Genomic DNA, 14,403 nt, shown 5'->3' with positions numbered 1-14,403 from the left:
AGTAGAGATTGTTCAACAATCCGGCAAGAGGCTTGTTCCACGAAACTTCCCCTGGGCGGCTTGGGTGGACGATGATGCCGGGATGAGCACGGGTGGGCAGGACACCGGCCGGCAAGCGTGGTTGCGGACAGTCGCCGCCGACGTCGCGCGGCTGGACCGCAGCAGCTCGGCCGAGCGGGCCGCCGACATCCTGCGCCGCAGCATCACCGAGGGTGCCTTGCCGCCCGGCGCGCAGCTGTCCGAGATCGAGCTGACCGAGGTGCTGGAGGTCAGCCGCAACACCCTCCGTGAAGCGTTCCGGCTGCTCACCCACGAAGGGCTGCTGGTCTACAAGCTGCATCGCGGCGTGTTCGTTCCCGAGCTGGGCGAGCGGGACGTGGTCGACCTGTACCGTCTCCGCCGGGTGCTCGAGGTCGACGTCGTCCGCGGCCTGGTGGACCGCGATCCGGAGCTGCCGTCGAGCCGGCTCGAGCCGCTGCAGGACGATGTCGAAGCCGCCGAGGCGGCCGCGCTCGCGGATCGCTGGCCGGCGGTCGGTACGGCGAACATGCGGTTCCACGAACACCTGATCGGCCTGGCCGACAGCGCCCGGATGGACGCGGTGACGGGCCGGCTGCTGGCCGAGCAGCGGCTCCTTTTCCACGTGATCGCGGCGCCGCGCGAGCTGCACGAGCCGTACATCGCGCGCAACCGTGGATTGCTCGAACTGCTCGAGGCCCGCAAGTACGACGAGGCCGCGGCCGACCTGCATCAGTATCTGCTGGACTCCGAGCAGGGGATCCTCGCGGCGTTCCGTTCGCGCTGATCTGGGACAGATCTCATAAGGGCTTGCGCGCCCCCGCGCAGACCTGAGTTGATGAACTCTGACCGTCAGCTGCAAAGGGGAGCTCAGCTCATGACCGAAGACGACCGGACCGATCCGACCCCGAAGTCCTACCGCCCGATCGACGCCAAGGGATTCCGGGACTTCGTCTCGCGGGGCTGGGGTCCGGTGGACCGGTCGGTGACGGTGCCGGAGGGCCTGGCCGAGGCCGCCGCCGCGCACCGGCGGAAGCTCTCCGCCGCGTTGCCGGGCCGCCGGATCGCGCTCGCGGCCGGCCTGGCGCCGGTGCGGTCGAACGACACCGACTACCAGTTCCGCGCCGACAGCGACTTCGTCTGGCTGACCGGTTGCCAGGCGGAGGGCGCCGTACTGGTGCTGTCGGCGGATGGTGAGGCGACGCTGTACCTGCGGGAGACCGCCGGTCCGGACGAGGCGGACTTCTTCGCCAACGCGCGCGACGGCGAGCTGTGGATCGGCCCGGTGCCGGGGCTGAAGGACTGGTCGGACGCACTCCAGATCGCCTGCCGCCCGATCGAGGAACTGCCGGCGGCCGTGCGCGGTGCCGTGCCGTTCATGCTGTCGACGCCCGGTGTCGAGCCGATGCTGGACGCGCTGGTCCGGACCTCTCCGACGGACGGCAACTCGCTGCGCCAGACGCTGGCCGAGCTGCGCCGGATCAAGGACGACTGGGAGCTGGACCAGCTGCGCGAGGCGGTCGCGGCCAGCGTGCTCGCGTTCGGCGACGTGGCCCGGGAGCTGCCCGAGGCCATCCGGGGTGGCGGCGAACGGTGGCTGCAGGGCACCTTCGACCGGCGCGCGCGGACCGCGGGCAACGGCGTCGGGTACGCCTCGATCGTTGCTGCCGGCCACCACGCGCCGGTGCTGCACTGGGTCCGCAACGACGGCCCGGTGAACGAGGGCGACGTGATCCTGCTTGACGCCGGGGTCGAGACCCGTACGCTCTACACCGCCGACGTGACCCGGACCTTCCCGGCCACTGGTGAGTACACCGCGGCCCAGCGGCAGGTCCACGACCTGGTGCACAAGGCGCAGTTGGCGTCCCTCGATGCCGTCAAGGTGGGAGCGCCGTACCGGGCCTTCCAGTACGAGGCGCTGCGGGTGCTGGCCCAGGGTCTGCGGGACTGGGGTCTGCTCGACGTGTCGATGGACGAGCTGCTCGGCCCGGACGGGCAGCAGCACCGGCGGTACATCGTCTGCGGGACCGGGCACTACATCGGCCTCGACGTGCACGACTGCGACGCGTCCCGGCCGGAGGCGTACTTCGCCGGCGACATCGAGGCCGGGATGGCGCTCGCCGTCGAGCCGGGGCTGTACTTCCACCCGAACGACGAGACCGTACCGCCGGAGCTGCGCGGGATCGGCATCCGGATCGAGGACAACGTCGTCGTGCATGCCGACCGGCTCGAGATCCTCACCAAGGACCTGCCGATCACGACCGACGAACTGGAGCAATGGACCCAGTCGCAGCTCAACGCTCGGTGACAGGCCGTCTACGCAAAATTAATCGTCACAAGCAGTAACATTCGCCCCGCCGCCGACGATGTATCGAGCGGGGGAGGGTCGAACTCGGCAGGGCGCGTGGCAGTGGGGGGCCGCGTACCACGCGCCCAGCCGAGCCGGCCCCGACTGGGGCCAGGGGGGACCCAGGATCCCTGGGCACGGGGAGTAGTCACCATGAATCTGCGAGTGCGAGTAGTCCACTACGGAGATCAGCACTGGTACGCCGACATCGACGATGCCGACGATCCGCAGCCCGACGACCCGTTCTGGTACGTCGACCACTGCCGATCGCAGATGCAGGCACTCGAGACCGCCTGCGCCGAACTCCGTCTGCTGGCGGGCCGCCTGGTCCGCGGCGACCATCTCGACCGCGTTTTCGACGTGGCCGGCGTCCCGGTCTGAGGGTCACACAGGCACCGGGGCCGGTGCTGGTTGGGAGGCGCCGGCCCCGGATCTCTCAGCCCTTCGGCGGTACGGCGGCGCAGCTGGTGCCGCGTTCGGGCACCTGACGCGAGACCAGATACGCGTCGATGGTCGTCTGCATGCAGGGGCTCGAGTTGTAGCTGCCGTGACCCCAGCCCTCGTAGGTGAGCAGTACGCCGTACCTGCCGAGCTGGCGTTCGACGCTCCAGGCCCAGTCGTAGCCGGTGGCCGGGTCGTGGATCGCGTTCGCGAGCAGGACCGGAGTCTTCAGGCCGTGGACCTTCAGCCGGTGCTGCGGGTTGGCGGCAGGCGGCTGCCCGAGGCAGATCGACACCGCCATCAGCTGACCGGGGTAGCGCATGTCGGGGTTGTTCCTGGCCAGCCGGTCGAGATGGCCGGCGTACTCCCGATAGTCGCGGACGCCGAGGTTCCAGTCCTGGCAGAACACCGCCAGCGGGTACGACGCCAGTCCGGGTGGTACTGGCGCCTGCCCGGTCGGCGGCGTACTCGCGTCGAGATGCTTCAACGTGTCGGCGAGAGCGACCCACTCCGGGTCATAGAGCTTGCGGAACACGAAGAAGCTCAGGTTGAACGGTGTGATCGCGACGGTCGGGTGCTGCGGATCCGGCACCTCGCCGCGGTCGGCCCGGGCGAGCAGATCCGCCCACAAGGTGTGGATGTCGCGACCGTGCACTGCGCAGGTCGTTGCCGCGTCGCACCATTTCACGAACTCGGAGAACGAGTCCTGGGCCGCAGCCGCCTGGGCGTCGAGGAACTCCTTCGCCGGCGCGGCACTGTGGTCGCTCACGCTCTCGAGCACCATCGCGCGCACCCGGCCCGGATACGTCTCGGCGTACTGGCCGCCGAGCACCGTTCCGTACGAGCTGCCGTGGAAGGAGATCGTCGACTCGCCGATCGCCCTGCGGATCGCGTCGACGTCATGGACCGTCTGCCAGCTGTCGAGGTGGTCGTACACCGGTCCGGTGTGGTCGCGGCAGTCGGTCGCGAGCTGCTGGTTGTAGCGGATGGTCGCGCGGAACTCGGCCGCACTCTTGATGATCGGTGACGGCTGATTGACCAGCAGCGCGGCCGTGCACTTCACCGGGTTGCTGCGGGCGACACCCCGCGGGTCGAAGCTCACGACGTCGAACCGATCCTGCAGGTTCTGACTGAACCGGGACATCCCGGTCTTGACCCGGTCGACGCCCGAGTCACCGGGACCGCCAGGGCCCCACATCAGCACGCCGACGCGGTCGGCCGGCGACTTCGCCGTACGACGGGCGATCGCCAGGCCGAAGGTGGGTCCGTCGGGATCGTGCCAGTCGACCGGTACCTGCAGGGTCGCGCACTGCGATCCCTTCACCTCCTCCGGATCATCCCTGCCCTCGGGCTTGCAGTCGGACCACTGCACGGTCACTTGCCTGGGTACGGCGGCCGGCGCCGGCAACGCGGTGAGGCCGGCCGCACCGAATCCGAGGACCACACCCCACGCGGTGGTCCTGAGAACTCGTCGGGACTTCATCAGCGGAATCTCCTGTCTGGGGACTCCCTCGATCCTCAGCAACCGTTTGCCTCACCACATCCGGGACAAGCCCCCGCCAGACCCCGGCCGGTGCTTGGGGGACTCGTTGGGGTCGGTCGCTGATGGTGCGGATCGGCCGGATTGACGTTGCCGGTGGGAGCGCCGTACCGTCCACACCGTCAGTCAATTCAACAGCCGCATGAACCCGTGCGGGAGAGACCCGGGCGTGACCTGGGCGCCGTAGGAGCAACTCTCCCCAAGAATCTCTCAGGCACCTTCACCGCGCGGGCGAGGCACCTCTGGAGGACTTCCGGTCCAACAGAGTGGGGAGGACACCAAACGGTCAACGGCGACCGGAAGGAACCTCCACACGATGGCGATCAGCGTCTTCGATCTGTTCAGCATCGGGATCGGCCCGTCGAGCTCCCACACGGTGGGGCCGATGCGCGCAGCCCGCACCTTCGCACTCGGCCTGGCCGACGCCGGCCTGCTGGCCGCGACGGCGAGGGTCGAAGCGCAACTCTTCGGTTCGCTCGGCGCGACCGGGCACGGCCACGGCAGCAACAAGGCGGTCCTGCTCGGGCTCGAGGGCGAGGACCCCGAGACCGTCGTCACTCATTCCGTCGACGCGCGGGTCGAGACGATCCGCGAGCGCGGCAGGGTGCTGCTGGCCGGTACGCACGAGATCGCGTTCGACGAGAACACCGACCTGATCATGCACCGGCGCAAAGCGCTGCCCTACCACCCGAACGGGATGAGTTTCGTGGCCCGCTCGGCGGACGGCGCCGTACTGCGGGAGCGCACGTACTACTCGGTCGGCGGCGGATTCGTGGTCGACGAGAACGCGGCGGCCGGCGACCGGATCGTGCTGGACACGACCCCGTTGAAGTACCCGTTCACCACCGGTGCCGAGCTGCTCGACCGCTGTCGCGAGTCGCAGTTGTCGATCAGCGAGGTGATGCTCGCGAACGAGCTCGCCTGGCGGACCGAGGAGGAGATCCGGGCCGGGCTGCTGCACATCTGGCAGGTGATGCAGGACTGTGTCCGCGAGGGTTGTGAGACCGAGGGCATTCTGCCCGGCGGCCTGAAGGTGCCGCGCCGGGCGCACTCACTGCACCGTCGACTGAGCGCTGACCCGTGGTCGGTGGATCCGCTGAAGGTGATGGACTGGGTCAACCTGTTCGCCCTCGCGGTGAACGAGCAGAACGCGTCCGGCGGCCGGATCGTCACCGCGCCGACGAACGGTGCCGCCGGCATCATTCCCGCCGTACTGCACTACTACCGGCGGTTCGTGCCGGGGGCGACCGACGACGGCGCGGTCAGATTCCTGCTGACCGCCGGTGCGATCGGCGTGCTGTACAAGGAGAACGCGTCGATCTCCGGCGCCGAGGTCGGCTGCCAGGGCGAGGTCGGCTCGGCCTGCTCGATGGCGGCGGCCGGCTTGTGCGAGGTCCTCGGCGGTACGCCGGGGCAGGTCGAGAACGCGGCCGAGATCGCGATGGAACACAACCTCGGCCTGACCTGCGACCCGGTCGGCGGGCTGGTGCAGATCCCCTGCATCGAGCGGAACGCGATGGCGTCGGTGAAGGCGATCAACGCGGCCCGGATGGCGATGCACGGCGACGGCGTGCACGTCGTCACCCTCGACAAGGTGATCAAGACGATGCGCGAGACCGGCGCCGACATGAAGATCAAGTACAAGGAGACCTCCCGCGGCGGCCTCGCCGTCAACGTCATCGAGTGCTGATCACCAGGGCACGTTGCCGTCCAGGCTGAGGTACTGGCCGGTCGGGCCGTTCGGGCCGATCGTGGCCAGGCGGACGATGATCTCCGCGCCCTTCTCGACGCTCTGTACGCCCCGGTGATTGTTGAAATCGGTCGCGGTGAACCCGGGATCGACGGTGTTGATCCGGAGCTCCGGTAGTTGCCGCGCGTACTGGACCGTGAGCATGTTGAGGGCCGCCTTGGACGATCCGTAACCCGCCGCGTACACCCAGACCGGTACGGCGGGAGGCCAGATCTCCGGATCGACAGCGGTGGCGATCGAGCCGAGTCCGCTGGACACGTTCACGACAACCGGGTTGTCGCTGTGATCGAGCAGCGGCAGGAAGTGGTGCACCATCCGGACCGGGCCGAACACGTTGACGTCGTACGTGATCCGCAGGTCCTCCGCCGTCAGCTCCCGGGCGGTGTGCCGCGGACCGGGGATGCCGGCGTTGTTGATGAGTACGTCGAGCCGGCCGGCTTCGGACTCGAGTTGCCGGGCCGCCGCTGCGACGGAGTCGTCGCTGGTGACATCCAACGGGAGGTAGTGCGCGCCGAGGTCGGTCGCGGCCTGCTTGCCGCGCTCGGGATCCCGGGCGCCGAGGTACACGGTGTGTCCCGCCGCGACGAGGCGACGGGCGGTTTCGAAACCGAGGCCCTTGTTGCCCCCGGTGATGAGTGTCGTGGTCATGACTCCACCCTCGCGCTGCGGCGGTCGGTCAGGTAGTGCCCGCGATGTCCTAGGGAATGGCAGTACCAGGCTGGTTCGGGGGGTGCGCGGAATACTGGGCGTATGGGTGAGCTCGGCCGGACACTGCACGCGTGGCGCGATCGAGTGACCCCGGACGAGGCCGGGCTGCCCGCTGGCGAACGGCGGCGCGCACCGGGGCTGCGTCGGGAGGAGTTGGCGCAGCTCGCCGGACTGTCGGTGGACTACATCGTCAGGCTCGAGCAGGGACGCTCGGACTCGCCGTCGGTGCAGGTGCTGACCGCGCTGTCCCGGGCACTCCGGCTGTCCGATGCCGAGCGCAACCATTTGTTCGTCCTCGCGGGCCAGGTGGAACCGTCCCCCGGCCGGATCTCGGCGTACATCCCGCCTGGGGTGCACCGGATGGTCGATCAGCTGGAGGGTGCGCCGCTCTGCGTGTGCGACGCGGCCTGGGGGCTGATCACCTGGAATCCGCTCTTCGCGGCCCTGATCGGGGACCCGTCGGAGTGGCGGGGTCGCCGGCGCAACATCATCTGGCGGCACTACGCGGCACCGGGCGAACGCGTGCTCCAGACACCCGAGCAGCGCCGCAGCTTCCAGATCGCGATGGTGACGGACCTGCGCGCCTCCCTGGCCCGCTATCCGCACGACCCGGAACTCAGGGCGCTGATCGACGAACTGCGCGCCGGGTACGACGAGTTCGCCCAGCTCTGGGATCAGCCCGTCGTCGGTTTCCATCAGACCGAGCAGAAGACCATCCGCCATCCCGGCCTCGGCACCCTCGTCATCGACTGCGACGTCCTCACCGTGCCGGGCAGTGATCTGCGCATCGTCGTCTACACGGCCGCGCCGAACAGCGAGGCCGCCGAGAAGCTGCGTCTGCTGTCGGTCATCGGCCTGCAAACCCTCGGCTGAATTCTGAACGCGTCAGTCCTAATAACGGACAGAGATGCTACGAGTACGGACTGGTTATCCAGCTGCCAAAAGGTTGCGATCCAGTGTGGAATTTCTTCCACGGTCTGTTTGAAGCGCTGGTTCAACCGCTACTCTGCGGAACCGTGAGACCGTTCCCTGCCACGGCATCCGGCCGCCCGCCCTGGCAGAACCCGCAGCGACTTCGACAGGTCGCCGCCGGCGCCGGCGTACTGCTGCTGCTGTACGTCGTGCTGTTCCTCACGGCGCTGGCGGGCGGCCCGCGGATCGGGGCCTCGTTCCTGCCGCTCCCGGGTGGTGGCCCCGACCCGGCCAACCCGGTCGCCGGCCTCGAACCCGGTCAGCCCAGCCAGAACGTCCCGGCGATCCCACGCGGCACCACGGCCACGCCGACCTCCCCCGGCACCACCCCGCCCGCGCCGTTGCCAACAGCAACGACTCCTGGAATCGGTGCGACCACCGCCCGCGTCCCCGGCGAAAACACCCCGTACCCGACGCCGGCCCCGGGTCGGCCGACCACGCAGATCGTCGACCGCTTCGAGCCGACCATCCCGGGCGCCACCAAGACCCCACCCACGCGCCCCGCCGATCCGCCCCGCACCGAGCCCACCACGCAGCCGACCACCAGTAATCCGACTGCCCCACCCCCGACCAGCACCACCCCGAGCACCCCGCCGACAACCCCCGAAAACCCAGACCCGCCGGACTCGCCTTCCCTAGGCGGCCTCCTCGGCGCCCTGCTCAACAAGCTCGGCCTTTAGGCGGCCCGGCGGATCGTGGTGGCCCGCCAATGGGACAGAGACGCTCAGTAGGCTTCCACCTCGGTGGTTTTCGCGTTGCCGCCGAGGGTGGGCTCCAGGTTCACCTGCCAGCTCTCGCTCCGGCCGAAGGCCTGCTCGAACTTCTGGAACGAGCAGTCCTCGCCGAACTGGCGACGGGTGGGACTCCAGTCCGTGCCGCTCTTGAAGTAGATGTGGTACGCGCCGCCGATCCGGCTGATTGTGGCGGCCTTGCCCGCCTGGATGTACATCATCACGTGCGGCTTGGCCGGCGGCTTACCGTCGGTGACGATCGAGACCGCGACGTCGTTCGCCGTACCGTTGGTGACCTTCAGCCGGCCGGTGCCGGTCGGGCCGCTGCGGATCACGATGGCACCGTTCGACGGGCGCACGGTCTTGGGTCCCGGTCCGGGATCGGGCAGCGTGCCGCCGAACTTCAGCCCCAACCGGTCCAACGGCACGGTCGCGCCGCTCAGGTCCGCCCGCAGCTGCCGCTGCACTTTCTGCGAGGTGTAGGCGACACCACCGCAGCGCGCGTTCGCCTCCGTCCGGTCGGAGTTCGACAGGGTCTCGGCCGCCGACCCGAGACTGTCCTGCAGCACCTCGTGTACGGCGGTCAGCCGCGCGGTCACCGTGAGGTCGGCCAGCTGTGACGATGCCGCGTCGAGTGAGTCGGCGAGCGTGGTCATCGCCTCGGTCAGACCCTCGGCGGTGCGCACCCGGGTCAGCGTGCGCAACGGACCGGCCAGGCTCTGCTCGAGCTTGGTCAGCTCCGCTTGGTACGCCGCCGACCCGAGCGGACCGCCCGGTGGTACTGACGCGGCCGGCGCCGGTGCGGGCGTCGTACCGATCGTGGATTGTGACGACGCGACCGGAGTCTCCTCCGGCATGCCGCTACAGCCGGCGAGCACGGCTAGCATCCCCACCCCTGCGCAGAGCGCAGCACAGCGCTTCATGTACTTCCCCCCAGGTCGCCCCAAAACCCTGTGCCGCACAGGGTATGCGCACACCTGCCTCGGAAGCGAGTGGCCTCAGTCCCGCGGAGCCGGCCGCACGAAGGGGAACGCGAGGGTCGCGCGGATGTTCTGGCCCGTCAGCATCATCAGAACGCGGTCCACGCCGATTCCCAGGCCGCCGCTGGGAGGCATCGCGTACTCCAGCGCGTGGAGGAAGTCCTCGTCGAGGGACATGGCCTCGGGGTCGCCCGCGGCGGCCTTCAGCGACTGCTCGGTGAGGCGACGGCGTTGCTCGACCGGGTCGACCAGTTCGGAGTACGCCGTACCGATCTCGGCGCCGAACGCGACCAGGTCCCAGCGTTCGGCGAGGCGTGGTTCGGATCGGTGGGTCCGGGTCAGCGGCGACGTCTCGAGCGGGAAGTCGGTGTAGAACGTCGGCAGCGTGGTGGCCGGCTCGACGAGTTCGTCGTACAACTCCAGGACGAGCTCACCGGCCGTCATCTCGAAGGTCGTGTGTACGCCGTGCTCCGCGCAGAGCTCCCGGAGTCGCTCGGCCGACGTGCCGGCGTCGATCGTCACCCCGGTGGCCCGGCTGACCGCGTCGTGCACGGTGATGACCGGCCACTCACCGGAGATGTCGATGTCGCCGTCCGGCCGGCGGACGATCGGCTTGCCGAACACCGCGGTCGCGGTCTCGATCAGCAGTTCGCGGGTGAGCTCGCGCATCACGTGGTAGTCGGCGTACGGCTGGTAGGCCTCGACCGAGGTGAACTCCGGGTTGTGGGTCGCGTCGGCGCCCTCGTTGCGGAAGTTCCGGTTCAGCTCGAAGATCTTGCCCATCCCGCCGACGCTGAGCCGCTTCAGGAACAGCTCGGGCGCGATCCGCAGAAACAGCTCGGTGTCGTAGGCGTTGATGTGGGTGACGAACGGTCGCGCGTTCGCCCCGCCGTGCACCGCCTGCAGCATCGGCGTCTCCACCTCGATGAAGCCGCGCGACTCGAAACCGTTGCGCAGGGCCCGGACCGCCGCGCTGCGGTGCCGCATCATCTGCAGCGAGTCCGGGTTCATCACCAGGTCGAGGTGCCGCTGCCGGACCCGCGCCTCCGGATCGGTGAATCCCTTCCGCTTGTCCGGCAAGGGATGCAGGCACTTGGCCGCCATCAGCCAGGCCGTCGCCGCGATCGAGAGCTCGCCACGGCGGCTCGTCACCACCTCGCCGGTGACGCTGACATGGTCGCCGATGTCGACCAGGCGCCGCCACTGGTCCAGCGGCACCTCGCCGCACGCCTCGGCCGTCAGCATCACCTGCAGCTGGGCCAGACCGTCCTGCAGTTGGGCGAACGCCAGGCCGCCGTGGTTCCGCATCCGCATCACCCGGCCGGTCACGGACACCGTCTGGCCGGTGTGGTGATCGGGCGGGAGGTTCTGATGCAGCTCGCGGATCCGCTCCAGCGTCTCCGTCCGCGGCACGTTCACCGGGTACGGATCGATGCCAGCGGCAACGAGTTCGGCGAGCTTGGTCCGGCGGATCAGCTCCTGCTCGGTCAGCTTGCGATCGGGCAGCGCCGGCCGCAGCAACTCCTCTTCCTGCTGCCGTACGGCGTTCGCGAACCGGCCACCGTCCGACGCCATGATCGCGTGCCGTTCGGCGGTCTGGGCACTGTCGACACGCGTCCAGGGCCGGGGTGCGGGCAGGAAGCCCTCCGCGGTCCCGGCCGCCAGCAGCACCTGGGCGAGCGACGCACCGCGCGAGTAGCAGATCAGTCGCGGCGACCAGCGCGGCAGGTACTTCTCGTTCGACTGGTAGAGACTCTCCAGCTGCCAGAACCGAGAGGCCGCCGTCAGCAGCGCGCTGGTCAGCCGCAGCACCGGCCCGGCGCCGACCCGCTCGGCGTCGCTGAAGATCTCCCGGAACATGGCGAAGTTCAGCGAGATCCGGTGCAGCCCGAGATCGCCGCAGGCGTCCACCAGCGACGTCACCATGAACTCCATCAGCCCGTTCGCGGACTCCGGATCCCGCCGCATCACATCCAGCGAGACGCCCCGCACACCCCACGGCGCGAACGACAGCACTCCGCGTACGGCGCCGTCCGCGTCGCGCGCGATCACCATCACGCAGCGCGCGTCGGCCGGATCGCCCAGCCGCCCGAGCGCCATCGAGAACCCGCGCTCGGTCCGCGCTCCCCGCCACTTCTCGGCGAGATGGACGTACTCCGCCATCGCCTCAGGTGACACGTCGCCGTGCCGAACCACCTCGGCGTGATAGCCGGCCCGCTGGACCCGGGTGACCGCCTGCCGGACCGGCCGCATCGTCCGGCCTTCCAGTGTGAAGTCGGCGACGTCGATGATCGCCTCGTCGCCCAGCGTCAGCGCCCGCAGGCCGGCATCGACGTACGCGTGGGCCGCCTCCTCGCTCGCCGACAAGACCGCGGGCGACCAGCCGTACGTGCGCGCCTCGGCGAGCCAGCGCTGGATCGCGGCGGGCCAGGCGGCCGGATCACCCAGGGGATCGCCGCTGGCCAGGCTGACCCCGTTGACCACCCGGTAGGCGATCGCGGCGTCGTTGCCGGGGGCGAAGATGACCGCCTTGTCCCGCCGGGTGGCGAAGTACCCGAGGGAGTCGCGCTCGCCGTGCAGCAGGAGCAGCCGCCGGACCTCGAGTTCCTCGGCCTGGGTGAGGTAGCGGACCCGGCGGACGGAGCGGAGGAAGATCCAGAACGCGATCACCAGCGAGGCGGCCGAGATCGCGCCGACCGTCAGGCCGATCCAGCCGTGCCCCTCGTGCCCGCCCATCTTGTTGCGGGACTGACCGAGCGCGGCGATGACGGCCCAGCCAATCTTCTGCCGCTGACCGGTCAGCGTCCGCGGGAAGATCTGGGTCAGGGTGATGCTCACCGCGATCGAGATCAGCAGGCCGAGCACCAGCGCGCCGATCGCGAGCCGCCGGGTGCCGGGCGCCAGCCGGGCCGGGAACGCGGCGCGGATGTTCCACAGCAGCACGATGATCGCGGCCACCACGAACACCTGGACGATGCCCCATTCCAGATCCTGGACACTGGCGGGGCCGAAGTCGCGGAGCAGTTCGGCATCGTTCGGGTTGGCCAGCCGGACGCTGGTGAACGCGACGGCCGCGATCTGCGCGATCAGCCAGAGGGCCTGGAAGACCCACAGGACCCAGAGCAGCGCCGCCCGTTTGCCCCGCAGCAGCGCGCTGCCGACGACGGCCAGGTAGACGGCCGAGAAGAAGGTGTGCCCGGCCGGGATGCCGAAGAAGTCGAACGCCATGTCGACGCGTTTCACGTACGCCGGGGCGAAAATGTGCAGCGGGATCGCCAGGAACGACCACACCGCCGCGAACACGACGACGCGGCCCACCCAGACCGCGGAGCGCTGCTTCCACGCGGGGATCACTTCCTGCTGTTCGGGCCGCACCAAGCGATCATCCCACTTGCTCGCTGAGAGTTCGGTCGCCCTAGGTCTACCTGGACGGTATAGCTGACGCCACAGTCAATCCTTTGGTCGACATACCGGGCCGGCGTGCCTGCCGGGGTGCACCTCGATGGCGCCGGTCGAACCACGATCTGTTGTCGAAGGCAACCGTCAGGTACGACGCCATCGCCGCAGCGGTTGTCGACCGAAACAGTCGTGGCAGTACCGATGAGTGATGAGCGTCAGGTGGTGCTGGTGAGGGCGGGGGTGGGGAGTTTGCGTTGCCAGACCTCGTCGAGGGCCATCCGCATGGCACCGGTGACCACGGCGTCCTCGGCCAGGGCGGACAGCTCCAGCTTCGGGTGGTTGAGGGTCAGCAGCCGCAGTTGGTCCGAGATGGCGTCGAGCAGTACGGCGCCGGCGCGAGCGACACCGCCACCGATGACCACGGCGGTCGGGTCCAGCACCAGTACGGCGGGGGCCAGAGCGCGGGCGAAGTCCCGGGCGACCCGTTGCACGACCGCCTGAGCCACCGGGTCGCGCTCTGCCGCGGCCGCGAACACATCGGCCGTGTCGAGCTGCTCTCCGCCCAGCTCGGCGAGGCGGGACTGTGGGTTGTCCAGAGCGGCCTGACGGCCGAGTGCGGCGATCGCCTCCGAGCCGACCGCACGCTCCAGCGGACCCCGGCTGTCCTCGGGGTTGATGACGTCATCCGGAGCGGTGGCGATGAAGCCGATCTCACCGGCCGCGCCAGTACCGCGGTGCAGCCGGCCGTCGATCACGATGCCGGCACCGAGCCGCTCTCCCCACTGGACGGCCAGCAGCGTGCCGGTCCCGCCACGAGCCGCCGCGATGGCCAGTGCGGCCAGGTTGGCGTCATTGTCGAGCATGACCGGGCAGTCGAGCAGACCGCGGACGTGCTTGATCAGGTCGATCGCGGACCAGCCCGGCACACTCGGGACCAGCTGGACCCGGCCGGTGTGCTCGTCCACGATGCCAGGGCTGGCGGCGACCACGGCCGCGATGTCCTCGGCCGGCACCTCGGCCTCCGCGAGCGCCTCGTTGATCACCTCGCCGATGACCCCGAGTAGCTCTTGTGCGGTCCATCCAGGTCCGGAGCGCCGTACCAGGGAGAGCTTGCGGCCGGCCAGGTCGGAGACCCCGACGGTCACCCGGTGCGGGCCGACGTCCAGACCGAGGACGGGGGCCGCACGGCCGCGGAGCGAGACGCGGATCGCCGGCCGCCCGAGTGAACGGTCGGCCGAATCCGGGCCGTGCTGCTGCAGCCAGCCGGCCTCCAGCAGCTCGTCCACGGCCTGGGCCACGGTCGGTCTGGCCAGACCGGTCCGTTCGACCAGTTCGGCCACGCGGAGTGGTGCCGGCGCGGATCGGCGGACCGCATCCAGGACCGCGGCGACGTTGATCCGCCGCAGCATCGTCGTACCGCCGCCGCCGACCGTTCCCTTGCTCATGTCCGACCCCTTGCTTGCCACCCGCCTATCTTAATAGAAAGCGAGCGTTCATAAATTACCGTGACGTGTGTT

Annotated in this window: 11 protein-coding genes and 1 riboswitch; of the genes, 6 read left to right on the top strand and 5 right to left on the bottom strand. The window is 69.5% G+C overall.

The features are described 5' to 3' along the window. Positions 1-82: 82 nt before the first annotated feature. The 3 genes from ACXC9Q_RS10115 (at position 83) to ACXC9Q_RS10105 (ending at position 2,746) form a co-directional block, all read left to right on the top strand. Entirely contained in the window at positions 83-805 is a 723-nt protein-coding gene (locus ACXC9Q_RS10115; RefSeq protein WP_457056217.1) for a GntR family transcriptional regulator, read from the top strand. Positions 806-895: 90 nt separating this feature from the next. After that, complete coding sequence (locus ACXC9Q_RS10110; protein ID WP_457056216.1) at positions 896-2,326, top strand: aminopeptidase P family protein; 1,431 nt, start codon at positions 896-898, stop codon at positions 2,324-2,326. A 192-nt stretch (positions 2,327-2,518) separates the two neighbouring features. Further along, on the top strand, positions 2,519-2,746 hold the full coding sequence (locus tag ACXC9Q_RS10105; protein WP_328525720.1) for a hypothetical protein: 228 nt from the start codon (positions 2,519-2,521) through the stop codon (positions 2,744-2,746). Between the two features lie 55 nt (positions 2,747-2,801). Here ACXC9Q_RS10105 and ACXC9Q_RS10100 read toward each other — a convergent pair whose 3' ends face one another. Then, complete coding sequence (locus tag ACXC9Q_RS10100) at positions 2,802-4,289, bottom strand: alpha/beta fold hydrolase (RefSeq protein ID WP_457056215.1); 1,488 nt, start codon at positions 4,287-4,289, stop codon at positions 2,802-2,804. A gap of 200 nt (positions 4,290-4,489) precedes the next feature. After that, positions 4,490-4,582, top strand: a riboswitch (glycine riboswitch). Positions 4,583-4,662: 80 nt separating this feature from the next. Here ACXC9Q_RS10100 and ACXC9Q_RS10095 point away from each other — a divergent pair. Further along, positions 4,663-6,036: an L-serine ammonia-lyase gene (locus tag ACXC9Q_RS10095; protein ID WP_457056214.1), complete on the top strand. Its 1,374-nt coding sequence runs from the start codon at positions 4,663-4,665 to the stop codon at positions 6,034-6,036. Here ACXC9Q_RS10095 and ACXC9Q_RS10090 read toward each other — a convergent pair whose 3' ends face one another. After that, positions 6,037-6,744, bottom strand: coding sequence for an SDR family oxidoreductase (locus ACXC9Q_RS10090; RefSeq protein WP_457056213.1), 708 nt, complete (start codon positions 6,742-6,744; stop codon positions 6,037-6,039). A 102-nt stretch (positions 6,745-6,846) separates the two neighbouring features. Here ACXC9Q_RS10090 and ACXC9Q_RS10085 point away from each other — a divergent pair, with 102 nt between their 5' ends. Both ACXC9Q_RS10085 and ACXC9Q_RS10080 read left to right on the top strand, forming a co-directional pair. Further along, on the top strand, positions 6,847-7,677 hold the full coding sequence (locus tag ACXC9Q_RS10085) for a helix-turn-helix transcriptional regulator (RefSeq protein ID WP_457056212.1): 831 nt from the start codon (positions 6,847-6,849) through the stop codon (positions 7,675-7,677). Positions 7,678-7,820: 143 nt separating this feature from the next. After that, positions 7,821-8,456, top strand: a complete 636-nt coding sequence (locus tag ACXC9Q_RS10080; RefSeq protein WP_457056211.1) for a hypothetical protein — start codon at positions 7,821-7,823, stop codon at positions 8,454-8,456. A 44-nt stretch (positions 8,457-8,500) separates the two neighbouring features. Here the strand turns inward: ACXC9Q_RS10080 and ACXC9Q_RS10075 are convergent, their stop codons facing one another. The 3 genes from ACXC9Q_RS10075 to ACXC9Q_RS10065 all read right to left on the bottom strand — a co-directional run bounded on the left by ACXC9Q_RS10075 (position 8,501) and on the right by ACXC9Q_RS10065 (position 14,331). Further along, positions 8,501-9,394: a hypothetical protein gene (locus tag ACXC9Q_RS10075; protein ID WP_457056210.1), complete on the bottom strand. Its 894-nt coding sequence runs from the start codon at positions 9,392-9,394 to the stop codon at positions 8,501-8,503. A 111-nt stretch (positions 9,395-9,505) separates the two neighbouring features. Further along, positions 9,506-12,862 (bottom strand): bifunctional lysylphosphatidylglycerol synthetase/lysine--tRNA ligase LysX, encoded by a 3,357-nt coding sequence (gene lysX, locus ACXC9Q_RS10070; protein WP_457056209.1) that lies wholly within the window; start codon positions 12,860-12,862, stop codon positions 9,506-9,508. Between the two features lie 239 nt (positions 12,863-13,101). Further along, positions 13,102-14,331, bottom strand: a complete 1,230-nt coding sequence (locus ACXC9Q_RS10065) for an ROK family transcriptional regulator (RefSeq protein WP_329482523.1) — start codon at positions 14,329-14,331, stop codon at positions 13,102-13,104. Positions 14,332-14,403: the final 72 nt, after the last annotated feature.

The organism is Kribbella sp. CWNU-51 (assembly GCF_054073265.1).
Note: the sequence above shows the minus strand (reverse complement) of the source record. Positions and strands in the feature narration are given on the sequence as shown.

What these genes read in the sequence shown, in the direction of transcription:
- ACXC9Q_RS10065 (WP_329482523.1), bottom strand. Translation starts at nt 14,331, where the DNA reads ATGAGCAAGGGAACGGTCGGCGGCGGCGGTACGACGATGCTGCGGCGG.
- ACXC9Q_RS10105 (WP_328525720.1), top strand. Translation starts at nt 2,519, where the DNA reads ATGAATCTGCGAGTGCGAGTAGTCCACTACGGAGATCAGCACTGGTAC.
- ACXC9Q_RS10110 (WP_457056216.1), top strand. Translation starts at nt 896, where the DNA reads ATGACCGAAGACGACCGGACCGATCCGACCCCGAAGTCCTACCGCCCG.
- ACXC9Q_RS10090 (WP_457056213.1), bottom strand. Translation starts at nt 6,744, where the DNA reads ATGACCACGACACTCATCACCGGGGGCAACAAGGGCCTCGGTTTCGAA.
- ACXC9Q_RS10095 (WP_457056214.1), top strand. Translation starts at nt 4,663, where the DNA reads ATGGCGATCAGCGTCTTCGATCTGTTCAGCATCGGGATCGGCCCGTCG.
- ACXC9Q_RS10075 (WP_457056210.1), bottom strand. Translation starts at nt 9,394, where the DNA reads ATGCTAGCCGTGCTCGCCGGCTGTAGCGGCATGCCGGAGGAGACTCCG.
- ACXC9Q_RS10115 (WP_457056217.1), top strand. Translation starts at nt 83, where the DNA reads ATGAGCACGGGTGGGCAGGACACCGGCCGGCAAGCGTGGTTGCGGACA.
- ACXC9Q_RS10085 (WP_457056212.1), top strand. Translation starts at nt 6,847, where the DNA reads ATGGGTGAGCTCGGCCGGACACTGCACGCGTGGCGCGATCGAGTGACC.
- ACXC9Q_RS10100 (WP_457056215.1), bottom strand. Translation starts at nt 4,289, where the DNA reads ATGAAGTCCCGACGAGTTCTCAGGACCACCGCGTGGGGTGTGGTCCTC.